At 65.0% G+C, this 18,282-nt stretch carries 20 protein-coding genes; 11 read left to right on the forward strand and 9 right to left on the reverse strand.

Annotated features, from left to right (window positions below):
• Positions 1 to 59: 59 nt before the first annotated feature.
• A complete protein-coding gene (locus tag GBA63_RS12550; RefSeq protein ID WP_228282115.1) occupies positions 60 to 452 on the forward strand; it encodes a metal-sulfur cluster assembly factor in 393 nt (130 codons plus the stop codon).
• Positions 452 to 1,456, forward strand: coding sequence for an amidohydrolase family protein (locus GBA63_RS12555; protein WP_166180140.1), 1,005 nt, complete (start codon positions 452 to 454; stop codon positions 1,454 to 1,456). Before GBA63_RS12550 ends, GBA63_RS12555 begins: the two co-directional genes overlap by 1 nt.
• Before the next feature lie 61 nt (positions 1,457 to 1,517).
• On the opposite strand, the gene GBA63_RS12560 is transcribed toward GBA63_RS12555, so the two are convergent.
• The 5 genes from GBA63_RS12560 to GBA63_RS12580 are packed head-to-tail and all read right to left on the reverse strand — an operon-like array spanning position 1,518 to position 5,364.
• Entirely contained in the window at positions 1,518 to 2,639 is a 1,122-nt protein-coding gene (locus GBA63_RS12560) for a glycerol dehydrogenase (protein ID WP_407690846.1), read from the reverse strand.
• A 58-nt stretch (positions 2,640 to 2,697) separates the two neighbouring features.
• Positions 2,698 to 3,024 (reverse strand): hypothetical protein, encoded by a 327-nt coding sequence (locus GBA63_RS12565; protein WP_166176540.1) that lies wholly within the window; start codon positions 3,022 to 3,024, stop codon positions 2,698 to 2,700.
• Positions 3,025 to 3,078: 54 nt separating this feature from the next.
• On the reverse strand, positions 3,079 to 4,122 hold the full coding sequence (locus GBA63_RS12570) for a zinc-dependent alcohol dehydrogenase family protein (RefSeq protein ID WP_166176542.1): 1,044 nt from the start codon (positions 4,120 to 4,122) through the stop codon (positions 3,079 to 3,081).
• A gap of 15 nt (positions 4,123 to 4,137) precedes the next feature.
• Positions 4,138 to 4,503 (reverse strand): 2Fe-2S iron-sulfur cluster-binding protein, encoded by a 366-nt coding sequence (locus tag GBA63_RS12575; protein WP_166176544.1) that lies wholly within the window; start codon positions 4,501 to 4,503, stop codon positions 4,138 to 4,140.
• A 33-nt stretch (positions 4,504 to 4,536) separates the two neighbouring features.
• The gene (locus GBA63_RS12580) at positions 4,537 to 5,364 is read right to left on the reverse strand and encodes an IclR family transcriptional regulator (protein ID WP_166176546.1); all 828 of its coding nucleotides are present in this window, start codon (positions 5,362 to 5,364) and stop codon (positions 4,537 to 4,539) included.
• 297 nt (positions 5,365 to 5,661) lie between these two features.
• Between GBA63_RS12580 and GBA63_RS12585 the strand changes: the two genes are divergently transcribed.
• The 4 genes from GBA63_RS12585 to mimD all read left to right on the forward strand — a co-directional run bounded on the left by GBA63_RS12585 (position 5,662) and on the right by mimD (position 10,292).
• The gene (locus GBA63_RS12585) at positions 5,662 to 7,299 is read left to right on the forward strand and encodes a ferritin family protein (RefSeq protein ID WP_166176548.1); all 1,638 of its coding nucleotides are present in this window, start codon (positions 5,662 to 5,664) and stop codon (positions 7,297 to 7,299) included.
• Between the two features lie 257 nt (positions 7,300 to 7,556).
• A complete protein-coding gene (locus GBA63_RS12590) occupies positions 7,557 to 8,645 on the forward strand; it encodes an NADH:ubiquinone reductase (Na(+)-transporting) subunit F (RefSeq protein WP_166176550.1) in 1,089 nt (362 codons plus the stop codon).
• Positions 8,646 to 8,778: 133 nt separating this feature from the next.
• Positions 8,779 to 9,918: an aromatic/alkene monooxygenase hydroxylase subunit beta gene (locus GBA63_RS12595; protein ID WP_207956760.1), complete on the forward strand. Its 1,140-nt coding sequence runs from the start codon at positions 8,779 to 8,781 to the stop codon at positions 9,916 to 9,918.
• Entirely contained in the window at positions 9,915 to 10,292 is a 378-nt protein-coding gene (mimD, locus tag GBA63_RS12600) for a propane 2-monooxygenase effector subunit MimD (protein ID WP_166176552.1), read from the forward strand. Before GBA63_RS12595 ends, mimD begins: the two co-directional genes overlap by 4 nt.
• 124 nt (positions 10,293 to 10,416) lie before the next feature.
• On the opposite strand, the gene GBA63_RS12605 is transcribed toward mimD, so the two are convergent.
• On the reverse strand, positions 10,417 to 10,686 hold the full coding sequence (locus GBA63_RS12605; RefSeq protein WP_166176554.1) for a hypothetical protein: 270 nt from the start codon (positions 10,684 to 10,686) through the stop codon (positions 10,417 to 10,419).
• Between the two features lie 56 nt (positions 10,687 to 10,742).
• A complete protein-coding gene (locus tag GBA63_RS12610; protein ID WP_166176556.1) occupies positions 10,743 to 11,051 on the reverse strand; it encodes a hypothetical protein in 309 nt (102 codons plus the stop codon).
• A 331-nt stretch (positions 11,052 to 11,382) separates the two neighbouring features.
• On the opposite strand from GBA63_RS12610, the gene GBA63_RS12615 reads away from it, so the two are divergent.
• The 5 genes from GBA63_RS12615 (at position 11,383) to GBA63_RS12635 (ending at position 16,276) form a co-directional block, all read left to right on the forward strand.
• The gene (locus tag GBA63_RS12615) at positions 11,383 to 12,423 is read left to right on the forward strand and encodes an amidohydrolase family protein (RefSeq protein ID WP_166176558.1); all 1,041 of its coding nucleotides are present in this window, start codon (positions 11,383 to 11,385) and stop codon (positions 12,421 to 12,423) included.
• The gene (locus GBA63_RS12620; protein WP_166176560.1) at positions 12,423 to 13,118 is read left to right on the forward strand and encodes an iron-sulfur cluster assembly protein; all 696 of its coding nucleotides are present in this window, start codon (positions 12,423 to 12,425) and stop codon (positions 13,116 to 13,118) included. Before GBA63_RS12615 ends, GBA63_RS12620 begins: the two co-directional genes overlap by 1 nt.
• Positions 13,115 to 14,176: an NAD(P)-dependent alcohol dehydrogenase gene (locus tag GBA63_RS12625; RefSeq protein WP_166176562.1), complete on the forward strand. Its 1,062-nt coding sequence runs from the start codon at positions 13,115 to 13,117 to the stop codon at positions 14,174 to 14,176. The genes GBA63_RS12620 and GBA63_RS12625 overlap by 4 nt, the downstream gene beginning before the upstream one ends.
• Positions 14,177 to 14,350: 174 nt before the next feature.
• A complete protein-coding gene (gene groL, locus GBA63_RS12630; RefSeq protein WP_166176565.1) occupies positions 14,351 to 15,985 on the forward strand; it encodes a chaperonin GroEL in 1,635 nt (544 codons plus the stop codon).
• A gap of 120 nt (positions 15,986 to 16,105) precedes the next feature.
• Entirely contained in the window at positions 16,106 to 16,276 is a 171-nt protein-coding gene (locus tag GBA63_RS12635) for a hypothetical protein (protein WP_166176567.1), read from the forward strand.
• A 222-nt stretch (positions 16,277 to 16,498) separates the two neighbouring features.
• On the opposite strand, the gene GBA63_RS12640 is transcribed toward GBA63_RS12635, so the two are convergent.
• Both GBA63_RS12640 and ricT read right to left on the reverse strand, forming a co-directional pair.
• Positions 16,499 to 17,455, reverse strand: coding sequence for a P1 family peptidase (locus tag GBA63_RS12640; protein ID WP_166176569.1), 957 nt, complete (start codon positions 17,453 to 17,455; stop codon positions 16,499 to 16,501).
• A gap of 4 nt (positions 17,456 to 17,459) precedes the next feature.
• Complete coding sequence (gene ricT / locus GBA63_RS12645) at positions 17,460 to 18,251, reverse strand: regulatory iron-sulfur-containing complex subunit RicT (RefSeq protein WP_166176571.1); 792 nt, start codon at positions 18,249 to 18,251, stop codon at positions 17,460 to 17,462.
• Between the last annotated feature and the right edge of the window lie 31 nt (positions 18,252 to 18,282).

The raw sequence follows: 18,282 nt of genomic DNA on the forward strand, positions 1-18,282 counted from the left end.
CGGGCGTACCATGTTACTTCTGTTCTTTACGGGTGCGGTGCGTCTGGAGAGGAGAGGGTGTGGAGAGGGTCGCCGGGGTGTTCGAGGGGTCCGTTTTGGGTCGGGAGGCTGTGATCCGCGCCCTCGGCAACTGCTACGACCCGTGTTGCCGGGAGCGTGGGATCAGCGTGGTGGACATGGGCCTCGTCGAGTCTATCGAGATCGGGGACGGTTCGGTGAGAGTGGCCCTGGTCCTGACCTCGGGCTGGTGCCCGTTTGCGGCCCGTTTGTTGGAGATGGTGAAAGAGGAAGTAGGGGCGGTGCCGGGCGTCGGCGAGGTGGACGTCGAAGTCGTGTGGGACCCTGCGTGGACGCCCGAGAGAATGAGCGCCGGGGCCCGCGAGAAGCTGCGGCTGCCGCTGGAGCAGTTGGAGCCGCTGCGCCGGGCGCGGTTGAGAGGAGAGGGCCGATGATCCGGGACGACGTGCTCGTCTTCGACTGCGTTGCACACCCCTTCAACTTCGACCCTTCGAACGTCCTCGGCGACGCTGGCGAGTTGTTCCGCCAGCACCTTTTCGCCTTCCACAACGTCCTGACGCCGGAGGCCGAGCCGAAGCTGCCGCCGGAGGCGTTCCTCAAGGAGTGGAGCACCGCGGAGATCAGCCGCATGGTCTTCGACGAATCGGACACCGACATGCTTGTCGCCATGCCGCTGCCGCTGACGGACCTCTTCCACGACGGCCTCTCCCCCTGGGAGCGGTGCGTGGACCTTACGCGGGAGAACCCCGACAGGACGGTCTTCTGGGGCACCGTAAACCCGCTCGAAGGCAGGAAGGCCCTGGACCAGATGGAGGTACAAGTCAAAGAGTACGGGGCCAGGGCTTTCAAGTTCTATAACGTCCGCTACGACTACGGCAAGCCCTTCCCCTGGCGGATGGACGACCCGCAGGTCGCGTTCCCGGTCTACGAGAAGGCGCGGGAGCTTGGGATAGACCTCATCGGGGTCCACAAGGGCGTGCCTCTGGGTCCACAGCCGATAGAGGCGACGCAGACGTGGGACATGGACGGGGCGGCGGCCAACTTCCCCGACATAAACTTCGTCATCTTCCACGTCGGGCTACCGTTTATAGACGAGACTTGCTGGCAGCTCGTGCGCTACCCGAACCTCTACGCCTCCATCGCGGCCACCGTCAACTTCGTGGTCCGCTCACCGAGGCAGTTCGCCGAGTGGATCGGCAAGCTGATGTTCTGGTGCGGGGAGGACAAGATCATCTACGGCTCGGAGGCCCCGATCTGGCACCCCAAATGGGCGCTCGACGCCTTCTGGAACTTCGAGATCCCCCAGGACATGGTCGACGGCTACGGCTACCCGCAGCTCACCGAGACTGCGAAACGCAAGATCCTCGGCGAAAACCTCCTCCGCCTCTCCGGCATGGACGTCGAAGAGACGAAACAAAGGCTAAACGGATCCGCCTGAAACGCGCGATCGTAGGGGCGTTTCGCGAAACGCCCCTACCAGAACCGCCCATACACCAGCCTCAGTGCGCCACCTCCGGCAGAGCCGCTTCGCCGGCGAGCAACGCCCGGCGTTGATGTCCGTAGGCGTCGGCGGCGATCATGGCGTCGACTACCATCGCCGGGTGGACCTCGAAGGGCATGTTGTGGATCGTCTCGCCCTCGATGCACGCGGCCTCGGCGACTTTTTCGAGGTCCTCGCGGGTCACGTCGTCGAGGCCAATGTCTTCGAGGGTGACGGGGAGGCCGACTTCCAGGCAGAAGTCGACTACCTCGGCCAGGACCTCGGCCGGGCGTTCCTCCAGCATAATCATGGAGATCACCCCGAACGCGACCTTCTCCCCGTGCCAGTAGTGGTGCGTGCCTTCGAGCGCGGTAAGGCCGTTGTGTATAGAATGCGCGGCCCCAAGCCCGCCCGACTCGAAGCCGAGCCCGGAGAGCAGGGTGTTCGCCTCGACCACCTTCTCGACGGCCGGGGTCACGGCCTGCTTCTCGACGGCGAGACGGGCCGCGAGGCCGTGTTCGAGGAGGGTATCGTAGCAGAGGCGGGCTATGGACAGGGCCGCGAGCGTCGGGGCGCCGCCCGCCATCGTCTGCTTGCGGGTACGCGATGAGGCGTCGGCCTCGAAGTAGGTGCTGAGGCCGTCCCCGATGCCGGCCACCAGGAAGCGGACGGGTGCATGGGCTATGACCACGGTGTCTACGACGACCGCCGTCGGGTTCTTGCCGAAGAAGCGGTACTCCTTGAAGGAGCCGTCCGCCTCGTAGACGACGGAGACCGCGCTCGTCGGGGCGTCGGTCGAGGCTATGGTGGGGACGATGACGAGCGGCAAGCCGGCCGGGTGGGCCACCGCCTTCGCCGTATCCATCGTCTTGCCGCCGCCGATGCCGACGACCGCGTCCGCGCCGTTCTCCGAGGCGGCCGCGGCGACCCGGTCTATCTCCTCGGGCGAGCACTCGCCGCCGAACGTGGTTCGCGTGGCGCCGGAAATGTCGTCGAGCGTGCCGCCCATGATCTCATCCACTACCGGGTCGGCCAGGATCAGGGGCTTCTGCGACCCGAGCTGCTCCAGCACCTCCCCGATCTTCCCTACGGCGCCCGCGCCCTGGATGTACTTGCCTGGCGACGCGAAGACCGCAGTCAAAGGCCTTCCACCGTTCTCTTGCATCAGCGTTCTCCTTACTGTTTCGTGGACGTGCCCGTTACTTGCCGCCGTTTCCCTTCGCCTGCTTGGCGTTTTCGAGGTCGATCTGCTTGCGCACCTCGGGCGGCGGCCCCTGCACGTAGAGCACGGCCCCCCAGGACATGAAGATCGTCGGGTCCGTAGGATTGCGCTTCACCTCGATGCCGAGATCCCCGTAATCTTCTAGCAGAAAAGAGGCGGTCACGGCCTCGGGCCTGTCCCTGACCGGCTTGGCCGGCTCGTCGGCGTCCAGGTTCGGGCCCGCCATGTAGGAGACGAAGACCCAGTACCCCACCCACTCCGAGATCACCGGGCTCTTCGCCGGTGCTTGACTGGCGTTGTCCATGTTCTCCTTCCGTAGCCTTGGCTCTGGCACCGCTTTACCGGTTTCTTGCGTCCCTCACGAGGCCGAGAGGACGACCTTCAGCGCGTTGGTCCTGGCGGCGTCGGAGAACACGTCGTAGGCGTCCATGATCCCGTCCAGGCCGAAGCGGTGGGTGGCGAAGGGGGTCGGGTCCAGGCGGCCCTCGGCTACCAGCTTGAGGAGCGTTGGCGTCGAGGCCGCGTCTACAAGCCCCGTCGTTATGGTTACGCTCTTGATCCAGAGCGTCTCCAAGTGCAGCGTCGCCGGTTTGCCGTGGACCCCGATGTTCGCGACCGTGCCCCCGGGGCGCACCAGCTCGCAGCACAACTCGAAGGTCTCGGGGATTCCGACCGCCTCCATCACCACGTCGGCGCCGACCCCGCCGGTGATCTCCTCTACCTCCCCCACCGGCTCCCGCGACGAGCTGTTGATGGTCGCGTCCGCGCCGAACTCCCTGGCGCGCTCCAGCCGCGACTCGTCGAGGTCTATGGCGACGATCCTGCCCGGCCCGTAGAGGCGGGCGGTCATGATGGCAGCGAGCCCAACCGGGCCGGCGCCGACCACGACCACCGTGTCGCCCGGCTTCACGCGTCCGTTCTTCACCCCGATCTCGAACCCCGTGGGCAGTATGTCCGCCAAAAACAGCACCTGCTCGTCGGTGAGGTTCTCCGGCACCTTGTAGAGGCTGGTGTCGGCGAAGGGGGTCCGCGTGTACTGGGCCTGCGTCCCGTCTACGAGGTGGCCCAGGATCCAACCTCCCCCGCTCGTGCACTGGCTCTGCAAGCCCCGCCGGCAGTACTCGCAACGCCCGCAGGCCGAGATGCACGAGACGAGCACCCGGTCTCCCTCCCGGACGTCCACCACGCCCGTCCCGGCCTCGACTATCGTTCCGACCGCCTCGTGGCCCAGAGTACGGCCCTCCGTCACCGTCGGGACGTCGCCCTTGAGGATGTGCAGGTCGGTGCCGCAGATGGTGGTGGTGTCTATCCTCACTACGGCGTCCGTGGGGTGCTCGATCCCGGGGTCCCCCTTCGACTCCCAGCGCTTCTCGGCCGGACCGTGGTAGACCAACGCTTTCACTGCACGCCTCCCTTTCTAGTAAGGCCGCTCGATCCAGACGGGCTCGGGCGTGATCTCCTCTTCCGGCTTTCCTCCCGCGGAGTTGGCCTTGCTACCGCTCACGGTCAATCCCACGCGCAGCTTCATGTCTTCTTCGCAAAGGATCTGGCACGACAGCCGCTGCTTCTCCAGGAGGTCCCGCATCTGCAGGGCCAGCATCTCGGCCTGCGTCATGTCCTCCGGCTCCCCCTCCAGAAACGTCACCCGGCACGTCGTGCAGTGCGCGTAGCTCCCGCACTGGTGCTGGATGTCCACGCCCGCGTCCTCCTCGATGGCGAGGACCAGCCGCTTGCCGTCCTCTACCTCGACCGGCGCGGCGCCTTCGACCTCTAACCTGGGCAAACCGTTCCCCTCTCGTCCCTTGATCCCGTCCCTCTACCGCCCGTTCTGGATCAGCGCCGACGCCTCCCGTCCGGCCCACTGCACCAGCTCGATCAGGTGCCTCTGCCCCTCCTCCCGAATGCGCCGCGGCGTCGTGGATAGCCCGATCGCCCCCTCGACCTTGCCGTTCTCGTCCATCACGGGCGCCGCCACGCAACACAGGTTCAGCGCGAACTCCTCGAAGTCCGTGGCGAGCCCCACCATCCGCGCCTTGTTGAGCTGCGCGTGCAACAGCGCCGGCTGGGTTATGGTCCTCGGCGTAAACGCCTCGAGCCCGTGATCATCGACGTAGTCGTCCACGTACCCCGACCCCTTGCCGGCGAGCAGCACCTTCCCGAGCGCGAGCGCGTGCGTGGCCCCGTGGAACCCAGGCACCACCCCGACCGGAGGCCCGTCGGGCGGCGCCTTGACCTGGGTCACGGTAACCTCACCGTCGGAGAGGACCGCCGCGTAGACGTTCCTGCTAGTCCGCTGGGCGAGCTCCGCCACTACCGGCTCGATCGTGGCGTCGAGGTCGCTGCGCGCGTTCTGCTTGAGCATCGCGACGGCGGGGCCGAGCCTGTAGCCGCCGTTCTTGGGTACTTTCTCCACATACCCCTCTTCCGCGAGGATGTGGAGCAGGTAGTAGCAGTTGGAGAGGCTCGTATCCACCTCGCGCGCCAACTGCTTGGCCGTCAGATCCTCCCCGCGCCTGCCGACGAGGTCTATGATCTTGAAGACCCGCCTGACGCTCCTGAATTTGGGTCCGGTCTCGATCTCCCGCGCCGGCGCTACGCCGCTTGGCGCTACGCCGTTTGTCTTCTCAGAAAAATGCCGCCTCATTGACGGTCACCCCGATCTCGCGCCCCTCTCGTGAGGCGCGGTGGTTGCCTTTCCCGGACCCTGATTTTGTAACATACGCTTCCACGCGCAAGCCCACCAGCGCTTTGCATGTGAATTTTCTCACATTGTTGGAAAAATGGCCCGGCGGCCTTTGCCGGGCCGGACGCCGGGCATATGATGGCCTTGTAAGAAAGGGAGCTTGCGAGGAAATATCGTCGGGAAATCGGAGGAGGTGCCGGGAAGAACACTGCCGGTAAGTACGTTTGGTAGCCGGACTCTAGAAAGGAGTCATTCTACGTGGCCCGAAGAAGCGTAACCAAGGCGCACAAGAAGATCCAGGAGCTCTCCTGGGAGCCGACCTTCGTCGAGAAGGACCCGAAGTACAAGACCGATTACGTGTTGAACAAGGGTTCGCAGAAGGACCCGATGAAGCAGGTAATGCAGTCCTACTTCACCATGCAAGAGGAGAAGGACCACAGGGTATACGGCGCCATCGACGGCGCGGTCCGTGGGAACATGTGGCGCCAGGTGCAGCCCAGGTGGATGGAGTGGCAGAAGCTCTTCCTCTCCATCATCCCCTTCCCCGAGATCTCCGCGGCAAGGGCGATGCCGCTGCTGACGGAGGCCGTGCCGAACCCCGAGATCCACAACGGGCTCGCGTTCCAGATGATCGACGAGGTGCGCCACTCGACGATCCAGATGAACCTCAAGCGCGAGTACATGAAGAATTACATCGACCCCGCCGGCTTCGACATCACCGAGAAGGCCTTCTCCAACAACTACGCCGGCACCATCGGCCGCCAGTTCGGCGAGGGCTTCATAACGGGCGACGCGATCACCGCCTGCAACATATATTTGCAGGTAGTCGCCGAGACCGCGTTCACCAACACCCTCTTCGTCGCCATGCCTTCGGAGGCCGCCGCGAACGGCGACTACCTGCTACCGACCGTGTTCCTCTCGGTCCAGTCCGACGAGTCTAGGCACATGAACAATGGGTACGGGACGCTCTTGATGGCGCTGGCGAACGACGAGAACAAGGATCTTATAGAGCGCGACCTGATCTACTCGCTCTGGAACCAGCACGCCGTCGTCGACGCGGCCATCGGCACGTTTATCGAGTACGGGACGAAGGATAGGCGCAAGGACCGCGAGTCCTACGCCGAGATGTGGCGCCGCTGGTACTATGACGACTACTACCGCAGCTACCTGGTACCGCTCGAGAAGTACGGCCTCAAGGTGCCCCACGACGTGATCGAGGAGTCCTGGGATAGGATCTGGAACAAGGGCTACGTCCACCGCGTCGCCCAGTTCTTCGCGACGGGCTGGCCGGTCAACTACTGGCGCATCGACCCGATGACGGACGAGGACTTCGAGTGGTTCGAGCACAAGTACCCGGGCTGGTACGACGAGTTCGGGGTGTGGTGGGAGCACTACCGGTCCCTCTCCGAGCCAAACGGCCACAAGCCGATAGCCTTCGAGAACACGGGCTACGTCTACCCGCACCGCTGCTGGAGCTGCATGGTGCCGTGCCTGATCCGTGAAGACACGGTGATGGATTACGTCGACGGCCAGTGGCGCACCTACTGCCACGAGTACTGCCACTGGACGGACACGGTCGCCTTCCGCGACGAGTACAAGGGCCGCCCGACGCCGTCGATGGGCAAGATGACCGGCAAGCGCGAGTGGGAGACCCTCTACCACGGCTGGGACCTCGCCGACATCCAGAAGGACCTGGGCTACGTCCGCGACGACGGCAAGACCCTCGTCCCCCAACCCCACGTCCAATTCGACGAGAAGAAGATGTGGACCCTCGACAGGATGAAGGGCATCGAGTTCCAGAGCCCGAACGTCCTCCTAAACCAGATGTCCGACGAAGAGCGCGAGAAGCACATGGCGGAGTACAAGGCAGGCTTCACCATAAACTCGAGCTACTAACCGTCCACGACGTCCCAAAGCAGGGAGCGGCCGGAGGTTCGGCCGCTCCCTTTTTCGCGCCGAAACGGCACTTTCCAACATTGTCGTAAGACCCCGTTTTGCCCCTTCATTGTCCACGCATTCCAACGCGGTAGGAATCGCGGGGCGCAATTTTGACCGGTCCGTGTTGTGCGCTTAGGATCGATATCGAGGAAGGGGTTTTCGGATCATACGGGCGGCGCGGCCGTCCGCTTACCGGAGGAGTTGGTCAGGGCATTATGGGAGAGAAGCACATGGTTCGCTTCGAGCCGGTCGGGGTCGAGATAGAGGTCGACGAGGAGGAGACGATCCTCGACGCGGCCTTCCGCCACGGCGTCATGCTTATGCACGGCTGCAAGGAGGGTCAGTGCTCGGCGTGCAAGTCCTTCCTGCTCGACGGAGACCTCGAGATGGGACGCTTCTCCACGTTCGCCCTCAACGAGACGGAGGAAGAAGAGGGCTACGTGCTGTTGTGCAAGTCCCACGCCTACAGCGACCTCGAGGTCGAGCTCCTCAGCTACCACGAGGACATGCTCAACACGGGCATCCCGATCCAGCTCGTCTTCGCCGAGGTCGGGGAGATAGAGGATCTCACCCACGACATAAAGCGGCTCGTCTTGAAGCTCGTCGACCCGCCCGAGATGAACTTCAAGCCCGGGCAGTACGCCGAGATCTACATCCCCGGCACGGACACGCACCGGGCCTACTCGATGGCGAATACGCCTTCTTCCGACGATCGGGCGGAGTTCATAATCAAGATCTACCCCGGCGGGCGGTTCTCGGGGCTTCTTGACGGGGAGCTGTCGGTCGGGGACAAGATGAAGATAAAGGTGCCGTTCGGGATGTTCATGCTGCACGAGAAGTCCGAGGCGGACATCGTGTTCGTCGGCGGCGGTTCCGGGATGGCCCCGATATGGTCGATCCTCAACCACATGGTCGAGAAGAGCATCGACCGCAAGGCCACCTTCTACTACGGCGCCCGCACCGAAAAGGACCTCTTCTTTCTCGACGAGCTGGCGGCGATGGAGCAGAAGCTGCCCGACTTCCGGTTCGTGCCGGCCCTCTCCGAGCCCGACGAAGACGGGGACTGGGAAGGCGAGACGGGGGTCATCACGGACGTGGTCGGGCGTCTCGAAGGCGACCTCGGCGGGACCGAGGCGTACCTGGCCGGACCGCCGCCGATGATCGACGCGGCGATCCCGGTGTTGCAGATGAAGGGCGTCGACGAGGAGCACATCTACTTCGACAAGTTCACCACCACGGGCGAGTCTGAGGGCTCCGAGCAGAAAGAAGAGGCCGGACCCCGCTTCCCCGGCCCGGCCGGGTAGCGTGGCGCGCGGGGAGAGGAGGACGCCGACGTAGTAGGGGTGGGTATCGGCGTCCGTCCAGAAAGGAGGCGACACACCAGGAGAATTAGGCGCTCGTAGCACACAGCCAAACGGGAAAGGAGGTCGCCACAAGGTGACCGAAGAGAAGGCAATTACCGAGGGCGTTGGCAGGGGAGAGCGTAGCCTGCCCCCCATCCGTCTGACGGACGCCGAGGCCGGCGCGGCCGTGTTCGCGGGGTCCAACAGCCGCAAATACAACTACTTCGAGCCCAAGGGGCGCAGGGCCAGTCACTACGAAGACGTTACGGTGGACGTCCAGCCCGACCCCGAGAAATACCTGACGCAGGGTTGGATCCTTGGCTGGCCCAACGGGGACCTTGGCTACGATCCCAAGTGGACCAAGATAAAGTCGTCCAACTGGCACGAGTTCCGCGACCCCAACGAGGAGTGGGAGAAGACGTTCTATATCAACAACTCCAACTCCATACGCCAGATCCAGCAGAGCATCGAGGACGCCAAGTCCGAGAACATCTTCGAGGACTGGAGCAGGGACTGGCTGAACATCCTCGCCAGGCACGTCAGCACCTGGTCGCACGCCGACCACGGCCTCGGGATGTACGTCTTCATGCCGGCCCAGCGGGCGGCGATGAGCAACATGCTAAACAACGCCATCGCCGTTAACTGCATGCACAAGCTCCGCACGGCCCAGGACATCCTTCTCTACAACCTGGAGCTGACGGAGATCTTCGGCGAGGACGTCTTCGACGGCGCCGCGCACAAAGACACCTGGATGAACGATCCGTCCTGGCAGGGCGTGCGAGAGAACGTCGAACGCATCATGAACGAGAAGGACTGGGCAGAGACGGTCTTCGCCGCCAACATAGTCTTCGAGCCGCTCGTCGGCGAGCTCTTCCGCAGCCAGTTCGTGATGCGCTTCGCGGCCCCCAACGGCGACTTTTTGACGCCCTCGATCATCGGTGTCAGCGAGCGCGAGTTCAACGACAGGGACCTGCGCTACAGCAAGGAGATGTACCGGGTCATGGGCGCGGACGAGGTCCACGGCGAGGCGAACCGCGAGCTCATGCAGGAGTGGCTGGCGAAGTGGACGCCCTACAGCGTCGCCGCCGCCAAGGGCCTGGAGCCGCTGTGGTCCGAGCCGGAGACCAAGCCCGCCGCGGCAAGCTTCGAGACGGCCTACGAGAGAGTCCAGACCCGGTTCGAGGGCATCCTCTCGGACCTCGAACTGCGGATGCCGCAGGAGGTGACGGCGTGACCGGGGGCACCGAACAACGGTTCAAGAACGAGCGCACCGCGTCGGGCAGGTGCGGGGTCACGTTCAGCGCCGGCGTGGAAGGCAACGTTATCGCCGAGCTCATGGGCGAGAAAGAGGGCGTGGAGGTCACCAAGTACCCGGCCATGATCCGGATAGACGCCAACGACAAGCTCGAGTTCGTGATGGAGGACATAGCCGACGCCCTCGGCGAGGAGGAGTTCACCACCAACGACTTCGAGATCGAGACCTCGACCCACTACGGTCGCATGGTCCGCCTCGACGACCGCGTCCTCCTCTTCGCCAACCCCGAGGACGCCGCCGAATACCTGGGCTTCGAGCCCCCGGACGACGACGAACCGCAACTGCCGGCCTGACCGAGGGCCAAAGGTAGAAGGCCTGCGGTCTCCCGCACGGGAGACCGCCGGCCTTTTGCATCCCCCCGAGATGCACCCGGCTACGGCGGTTTGCGCGTGGGACCAGCCCCGGCGTCGTCTTACTTCAGGGCCGGTGAGAGAGCGCCTTGACGACGTTTCGGGGGCTCGGGAGGCGTTCCACGCCCGGCCATCCGCGGCTGAGCAGCCCGCCACCGCGTCCGACGTAGGAGATGATCACGGACGTAGGACCATCGTCCCCGAAGCTGACCATCAGGTAGTACTTGCCGTGCGCCCCGATAACCGCGCCGGACGGCGCGCCCCCCTCCCGAACCTCCCATCCGAGCCGGGCGAGCTCACCGCGCACCTCGGCCCTGCTCTCCCCACGAGAAGCCACGCGTCCTCCCGCTCCGGAAGACTGGACCGTTTCGCCGGCTTCCGGGTTGCCGCCCTTCAGCCGTTGCCCGACCGGGGCGCCAGGTCGCGCTCTTTGAGGCGCAGAATCTCTCTGGTGAACTCTTCGGGGGTGTCGGCCTTCTCGTAGGCGCCGGCGATATCCTCTATATCCCTGCGGTTCATCAAGAGGTACTCCCAGCCGTCCTTGGTGTGAAGGCCCTCGAAGGCGCAGACCGCCATCGCCACGGTGTTCCACGGGTCCTCGGTCCCGTTCTCGTGGCACATGTACAGCATCCTGCCGGCCTTGAGGGTGCGTTCCCCGAACACCCTCGGCTCCGTGCGCCTGTTCGCGTGATCCCCGAGCATCCCGGACTCCTTTCGTGGATGGGCGGCGACAGACGGTCGCGTTCCCCGGTGAACGTCCCCCGCTTGCAACAGTCTATACAGAACGGGTTCCCATGTCCCCACTCCCCGGCGTTTTTCTTACATTGTCGGAAAGCCGGGGGCGTTGTTGCCCCGGGTCGAGGGTTGACCCTATAATCACGTACGTCTCAACTCGGGGAAAGGAGAGAATCGGTTCGAGGATTCGCGCAACCTTTGAGGGCCGGGTAAGCACTGTTCGTTGCCCGGTGTATGCGTATGGATAGGAGATGCGTCTGGCTGGGGAGCGGCGTATCTGATAGGGAGAGGAGATCTTTTGTACGAAAAGGACGGCGAGAAGTATTTCGTGGTGGACGGCCACGTCCACTACTGGGACGCCAGCCCGGAGAACACCTCCAACAGGTACGGTGAGGGCTTCATAAGCTGCTTCTACGATTACCACAAGAACCTCAGCCCCGAAGAGTACGTCTGGGACTACGACAAGTACCGCAAGTACTCCGAAGAGGACATGATGCACGACCTCTTCGAGATCGGTTACGTCGACAAGGCCATCTTCCAGTCCACCTACCTCACGGACTTCTATGGCAAGGGTTTCAACACCACAGAGCGGAACGCGATCCTCAGGGACAAGTACCCGGACAAATTCATCCTGAACGGCTCCTTCGAGCCCAGGCGCGGCGAGGTCGGCCTCAAGGAGTTCGAGGACAAGTTCAACAAGTACAACTTCACGGGCGTCAAGCTCTACACGGCGGAGTGGCACGAGGACTCCCGCGGCTGGAAGCTAGACGACTACTGGTCCATGAAGCACCTCGAAAAGTGCATGGAGCTTGGGATCAGGAACGTCCACGTCCACAAGGGGCCGACGATCTGGCCGCTAAACAAGGACGCCTTCGACGTGGCCGACGTGGACCGCATAGCAAGCGAGTTCCCCGACCTCAACTTCATAGTCGAGCACGTGGGGTTGCCGAGGCTGGAGGACTTCTGCTGGATAGGTACGCAGGAGCCCAACGTCTACGGCGGGCTCGCCGTGGCAATGCCGTTCATCCACGCCAAGCCCAGGTACTTCGCCCAGATCATCGGCGAGCTGTTGTACTGGCTCGGGGAGGACAAGATCCTCTTCGCCAGCGACTACGCGCTCTGGCAGCCGAAGTGGCTCGTCGAGATGTTCGTGGACTTCAAGTACCCGGAGGACGCGGAGTTCGACGACTACGCCGAGATCACGCCCGACATCAAGCGCAAGGTCCTCGGCCTGAACGCCGCGGCCCTCTACGACATCGAGGTCCCCGCGGAGATGCAGGCCGTAACCGCCGACCACGGCACGGGTCCCGTCGCCGCCGAGCCGGTCTCTCCGGCCTGATGCCTAGCCGTCAAGCAGTCCTGGACGCCCTTTCGGGCGTCCGGGACCCGGAGCTCGACGAACCGATAACGGACCTCGACTTCGTCTCATCTTTAGAGATCGAGGACGGCGCCACCACGATCCGGCTTCGCCTGCCCACGTACTTCTGCGCCCCGAACTTCGCGTACCTGATGGTCGCGGACGCGCAGGCCGCGGCGCTTTCGGTACCAGGCGTGGAGCGGGCGACGGTCTTTCTCGACGACCACTACGCCTCGGAGGAGATCAACACCGGCGTCAACGAACAGCACGGCTTCGACGGCGCGTTCCCGAAAGAGACAGAAGGGGCCGACCTCGAAGAGCTGCGCACCACCTTCCGCCGCAAGAGCTTCGTCTCCCGCCAGGAACAGCTCTGCCGGACCCTCAGGGCCGAAGGCCACTCTTCGGAGGAGCTCGCGAACATGAAATTGGAGGACCTGCCTCCTTCCGACGAGTTCGAGAAGTACCTGCAGAGAAGGGCGGAGCTCGGCCTCGACGTCTCGGCGGAGGCCCCGCTCGTCGTCGACCCGGACGGCAAAAAGGTGCCGGAAGAGGCCGTGGTGCAGCACCTGCGGTTCGCGAAGACGGTTAGGGTCAGTATCGAGGGGAACGCGAGCCTCTGCCGCGGGCTCCTATCGACGCGCTACGGCATCCCCGAGAGAGAGGAGAGGACCGCATGAAGGCGGCCCGGCTGCACCGCTACGACGACAGCATCCCGAAGGACAGCCTCAAGGTCGAGGAGATAGACGAACCGAAGATAGTAGAACCCCTGGACGTCATCGTGAGGGTGGGCGCGGCCGGGCTCTGCCGGACGGACATCCACATCGTCGAGGGCCAGTGGGCGCCTATTCAGGACCCCAACGGGACACTCTTGCCTTACGTTCTCGGGCACGAGAACTCCGGGTGGGTCGAGGAAGTAGGGTCGGCGGTTACGAACGTGCAACCGGGGGATACGGTGATCTGCCACCCCCTCATGACGTGCGGCCTGTGCCACTACTGCCGGGCCGGCCGCGACATGCAGTGCGAAAACGGCGCCTTCCCCGGCATAAGCCAGGACGGCGGCTTCGCCCAGCTCTTGAGGACCAACGCCCGCAGCGTCGTCAAGCTCGACCCGATCCTGCAGCCCAAGGACATAGCGGCGCTGGCCGACGCGGGCCTGACGGCCCACCACGCCGTCAGGAAAGCCGTGCCAGAGCTCTACGCGGGCACGAACGCGGTCGTCATCGGCGCCGGCGGTCTCGGTCACATCGGCATCCAGTGCCTCAGGGCGATGACGCCGACGAACATCATCGTCGTGGACCCGAGCGAGGAGGCACTGGCCCTCGCCAAAGACTGGGGCGCGGACGAGACGGTGCAGGTAACGGAGGGCTACGCAGATACGGTCCTGGAGATGACCAACGGCGGCGCGGAGGTGGTCTTCGACTACGTCGGCGAGAGGGGCGCCCAGGACGAGGCGTGGAAGATGACCCGGCCCGCCGGTTTTCACTACGCCATCGGGTACGGCGGGAAGATCGAGATCCCGACCATAGACATCGTCTCGACCGAGCGGAGCGTGATCGGCAACCTCGTCGGCACGTACAACGACCTCGAAGAGCTGATGAACCTCACGGCCCGGGGCCTCGTCACCCTGCACACCTCGACCTACCCGCTCGACGCCGTAAACGACGCGATACAGGACCTCAACTCGGGCAACCTGCGCGGACGCGGCATCCTCGTCCCTGAAGACTCGGCCGCCTGAGGAGCTGGTCAGCCCGTCAGCCAGGAGCACGCGAAACAAAAGCCGGAAGGCGGGAAAGAGAGAAAAGCCCATTGCAGGCCCTGTCACCCGCCGCCGGCTTTCGACTACCCGAAAAAAGCTGACCGGCTGAAATGCTGACTGGCTGACAAGCTGCCGATTAAAAGGAGGCCTTTTGTGGCGCACAAGAAGCTGAAGTTCGATGCCGACGCCCGCCGCTCCCTGGAGAGGGGCGTCGACAAGCTCGCGGGCGCCGTGAGGGTAACGCTGGGTACGAAGGGCCAGTACGTGGTCCTGGGACAGGCGTTCGGCACGCCTACTATTACCAACGACGGCGTAACGATAGCCCGCCAGGTGGAGCTGCAGGACGTCTTCGAGAACCAGGGCGCCCAGCTCGTCCTCGAGGTCGCCACAAAGACCAACGACGTCGCGGGGGACGGGACCACAACGGCGCTCGTGCTGGCCCAGAAGATCGTCAGCGAGGGCCTCAAGAACGTCGCCGCCGGCGCGAACCCGGTCATCCTGCGGGGCGGCATCGACAAGGCGCTGAAGGCCGCGGTCGCGTCCATCAGGGAACAGGCGCGCGAGATCTCCGGCCGCGACGAGATCTCGCGCGTCGGCGCCGTCTCGTCACGCTCCCAGGAGATAGGCTCCGTCCTGGCAGAAGCCATCGATAAGGTGGGCAAGGACGGCGTGGTCAACGTCGAGCAGGGCCAGACTTTGGGCATGGAGCTCGAGTTCACCGAGGGGATGCAGTTCGACAAGGGCTACGTCTCCCCCTACTTCGTCACCGACCAGGAGACCATGGAGGCCGTTCTCGACGAACCGCTCATCCTGCTCGCCAACCAGAAGATAAGCAGCGTCCCCGACCTCTTGCCAATCCTGAACGCGACCGTCCAGGCGGGAAGGCCGCTCCTCATAGTCTCCGATGACCTCGAAGGCGAGGCGCTTGCGGCCCTGATCGTCAACAAGGTGCGCGGGACCTTCTCCGTCGCGGCCGTCCGGGCGCCGAGCTTCGGCGACCGCCGCAAGAGGATGCTGGAGGACCTCGCCATCCTGACCGGCGGAGAAGTGGTCACGGCGGAACTCGGCCTGACGCTCGAGAACACCACGCTCGACCAGCTCGGCAGCGCGAGGCGCGTCGTAATCACGAAAGACGACACCGTGCTCATAGACGGCGGGGGTGATCCCGAGGAAATCTCCGGTCGCGCGCACCAGATCCGCAACGAACTCGAGCACACGCAATCGGACTTCGACCGCGAGAAGCTCCAGGAGCGCCTCGCCAGGCTCGCGGGCGGCGTCGCGATCATCAAGGTCGGCGCCGCCACGGAGACGGAACTGAAGGAGAAGAAGCACCGCGTCGAAGACGCCCTCTCGGCGATCCGGGCCGCCCTCGAGGAGGGCATAGTCCCGGGCGGCGGCGTGGCTTTCCTCCGCGCCCAGGAGGCCGTCGGCGGCGTGCTCGACACCCTCGACGGCGACGAGAAGACGGGGGCAAGGATCGTATACAGGGCCCTCGAAGAGCCGATACGCCAGATCGCCGCCAACGCCGGCGCAGACGGCTCCATAGTCGTCAACAGGGTGAGAGAAAAGGGCGGCGTCGTCGGCTTCAACGCGCTCACCGGGGGGTATGAGGACCTCGTCTCGGCGGGCATAACCGACCCGACGATGGTCTCCCGCTCGGCCCTCGAAAACGCCGCCTCGATAGGCGCCCTGATCCTGACCACCGAAGCGGTCGTGGCCGAGCCACCGCCCGAAGGCGGCGGCGCCGCGGCCGTCTCCCGCGCCGGCCACAATATGGAGTTTATGTAGGCTTCAGGCTACAGGTATCGGGTTTCAGGTTGTTCGGGCGACGCCCCTCACCGGGTTCGGGACCGCGGGCCGTCTCGGGTCACTGAGTGAGGGAGGGTGTTCTTGCTGACGATAGGGCCTGTGGAGATTTTGGTCTTTCTCCTGGCGGGAGCGCTGCTGGTCTTTCTCGCGACCCGTAAGCGGGTAGATCCCCTGATGGTCGTCTTGCTCGTGATCGTGCTGTCGCCCTTCGTGGCTATGGGCCTCGCGTTTTTCACCGGCGCGATCCTTGACGTGTTCGCGCCCGCGTAAGCTGCGTGTTACGGGCTTTGTCGTTTCTGCCCGTTGACCTGGCAGGCGCACCACTTAAAGCGGATCGCGGTGGCATTGAGCCACCGCGATCCGCACCGTCAGCGGTCAGCGCGCTCCGGCTTCGCCTCCGCTCTCAGCCGTCGGCTTTGTTGCTCCTGGCTAAAAGCTGACGGCTGAGAGCCGACGGCTTCGCAAAGAGGTTCGACCTCTCTGCAAGCCGCTTCAGATCTCGGATGCCGCGGGGATGCCTGCCACCCCTTCGGCCGAACGGACGGCCCGTATGATGGCCCGCTGCATGACGCGGGCCCCCCACGACCCCACGACGTCGGGCGCCGCCTCTACGGTGCCTGCGGAGGCGGCGAAGACCACGTCGCCGTCTACGGTCGTGTGAACCGGGTGGACGGCGCGGGCCAGGCCGTCGTGGGCCATCTGGGCGACCTTGACCGCCTGCGGCTTGGTGAGCCGGGCGTTGGTGGCCACGATGCCCAAAGTCGTGTTCTCGCCCCATCGCATCCGGGAGACGGCCTCAGGTAGCAGTATGGCGGTATCTCCCAGGGTGCCGTCGTCCAGACGGGGCGCCGCCAGGGTCTCCCCCGTCTCCGGGTCCCTGACGTCGCCGAAGGCGTTCACCGCGGCGATTGCGGCGACGATCAGGCCCTCCTCGGGCTCCACCGACGCGCTCCCGACACCTCCCTTCATGGCCCGCTCCATGCCGAGCACCTTGCCCACGCTCGCGCCGGTCCCGGCGCCCACGCTGCCCTGCTCGAAGGGGCCGCTTTTGGCGGAGACCGCCGCCTCGTAGCCCATCGCGGCGGAGGGCCTGGCCTTCGCGTCCCCCACGACCAGGTCGAAGAGGACGGCCGCGGAGACGAGCGGTATGCGCGCGACCCCGACGTCGAGGCCCACCCCCCTCTCCTCCAGAAAGCCGACCACGCCCTCCGCGGCGGCGAGGCCGAACGCGCTGCCGCCGGTCAGGAGCAATCCGTGGGTGCCCCTCACGGCCCCGATGGGCCCGAGGCGGTCGGTCTCGCGGGTGCCCGGGGAGGAGCCGCGCACGTCGACGCCGACGACGGCGCCTTCGGGCAGGTCGAAAAGGACGGCGGTGCAGCCGGTCAGGCCCTCGCGGTTGGTGGCGTGGCCGACGAGCACGCCTGGCACGTCGCACAGGTTGTCGCGCACGGGGCTAGTCTTCCCGGGGATGGTCCGGGGTTTCGGGTTCGGGCTGGTCCCAGTCCTCCGGGTCGGCGGGCTCGACGTCCGGGTTGTCGCGGGCGAGGACGCCGAGGGGGATCGTCTCCTGGTCGGAACGCTTGGGGCCCACCTGGACGACGACGGCGTCGCGGACCATCGAGTAGTCGACCACCTTGCCCTGCCTCTCCCCCAGCTTGACTATGGAGTTGCGGAACGGGGCCCGCTCCTTGAACTCCTTGTAGGCGTCGTGCTCGTAGCGCATGCAGCACTTGACCTCGCCGCAACAACCCATGATCTTCTCGTTCGGCGTGACGCCTTGCTGCTTCGCCAGCCTCACGTTGACGGGCCCCATGTCCCTCGCCCCGCTCCACGTCGCGCAACACAGCGGCAGCCCGCAGGTGTCGCATCCCCCCGCGTCCCCCGAACGGTCGAGGAACCCGAACCTGCGGAGCGTAACCTGCACGTTGTAGGCCCTCTGAAGACCGTCCTTTACCGGGCGCAGGTCCAACTGCTTCTCTTCCGCCTGGTACTTGACCTCGACGTACCGGCCGTCGAGGGATACGTCGCAGCCTATAAACTCGACCCTCTCTATGCGGTGGTCGCGGGCGAGCTTGCGGGCCTCCACGCGCATCTCCCGCCCGAGCTCGCGGTTGCGGTCCTCCTCGCGCTCGTCCTCATCGTCCACGACGCGCACGATGTCGTAGGGGTCTGCGTAGGCCTCGCGGCGGCGGGGCGTCAGGGCGACGCGGCCCACGAAATCTCCCACCTCCGTGGCGACGACCACCCGGTAGCCGACTCGAAGGTCGAGGTCGCGG

Source organism: Rubrobacter tropicus, from assembly GCF_011492945.1.
Taxonomy (GTDB): Bacteria; Actinomycetota; Rubrobacteria; order Rubrobacterales; family Rubrobacteraceae; genus Rubrobacter_D; species Rubrobacter_D tropicus.

Bases quoted from the DNA above. Each gene is read 5' to 3' on its own strand.
- GBA63_RS12565 (WP_166176540.1), bottom strand. From the start codon at position 3,024: ATGGACAACGCCAGTCAAGCACCGGCGAAGAGCCCGGTGATCTCGGAG.
- GBA63_RS12580 (WP_166176546.1), bottom strand. From the start codon at position 5,364: ATGAGGCGGCATTTTTCTGAGAAGACAAACGGCGTAGCGCCAAGCGGC.
- GBA63_RS12620 (WP_166176560.1), top strand. From the start codon at position 12,423: ATGCCTAGCCGTCAAGCAGTCCTGGACGCCCTTTCGGGCGTCCGGGAC.
- GBA63_RS12625 (WP_166176562.1), top strand. From the start codon at position 13,115: ATGAAGGCGGCCCGGCTGCACCGCTACGACGACAGCATCCCGAAGGAC.
- GBA63_RS12590 (WP_166176550.1), top strand. From the start codon at position 7,557: ATGGGAGAGAAGCACATGGTTCGCTTCGAGCCGGTCGGGGTCGAGATA.
- GBA63_RS12610 (WP_166176556.1), bottom strand. From the start codon at position 11,051: ATGCTCGGGGATCACGCGAACAGGCGCACGGAGCCGAGGGTGTTCGGG.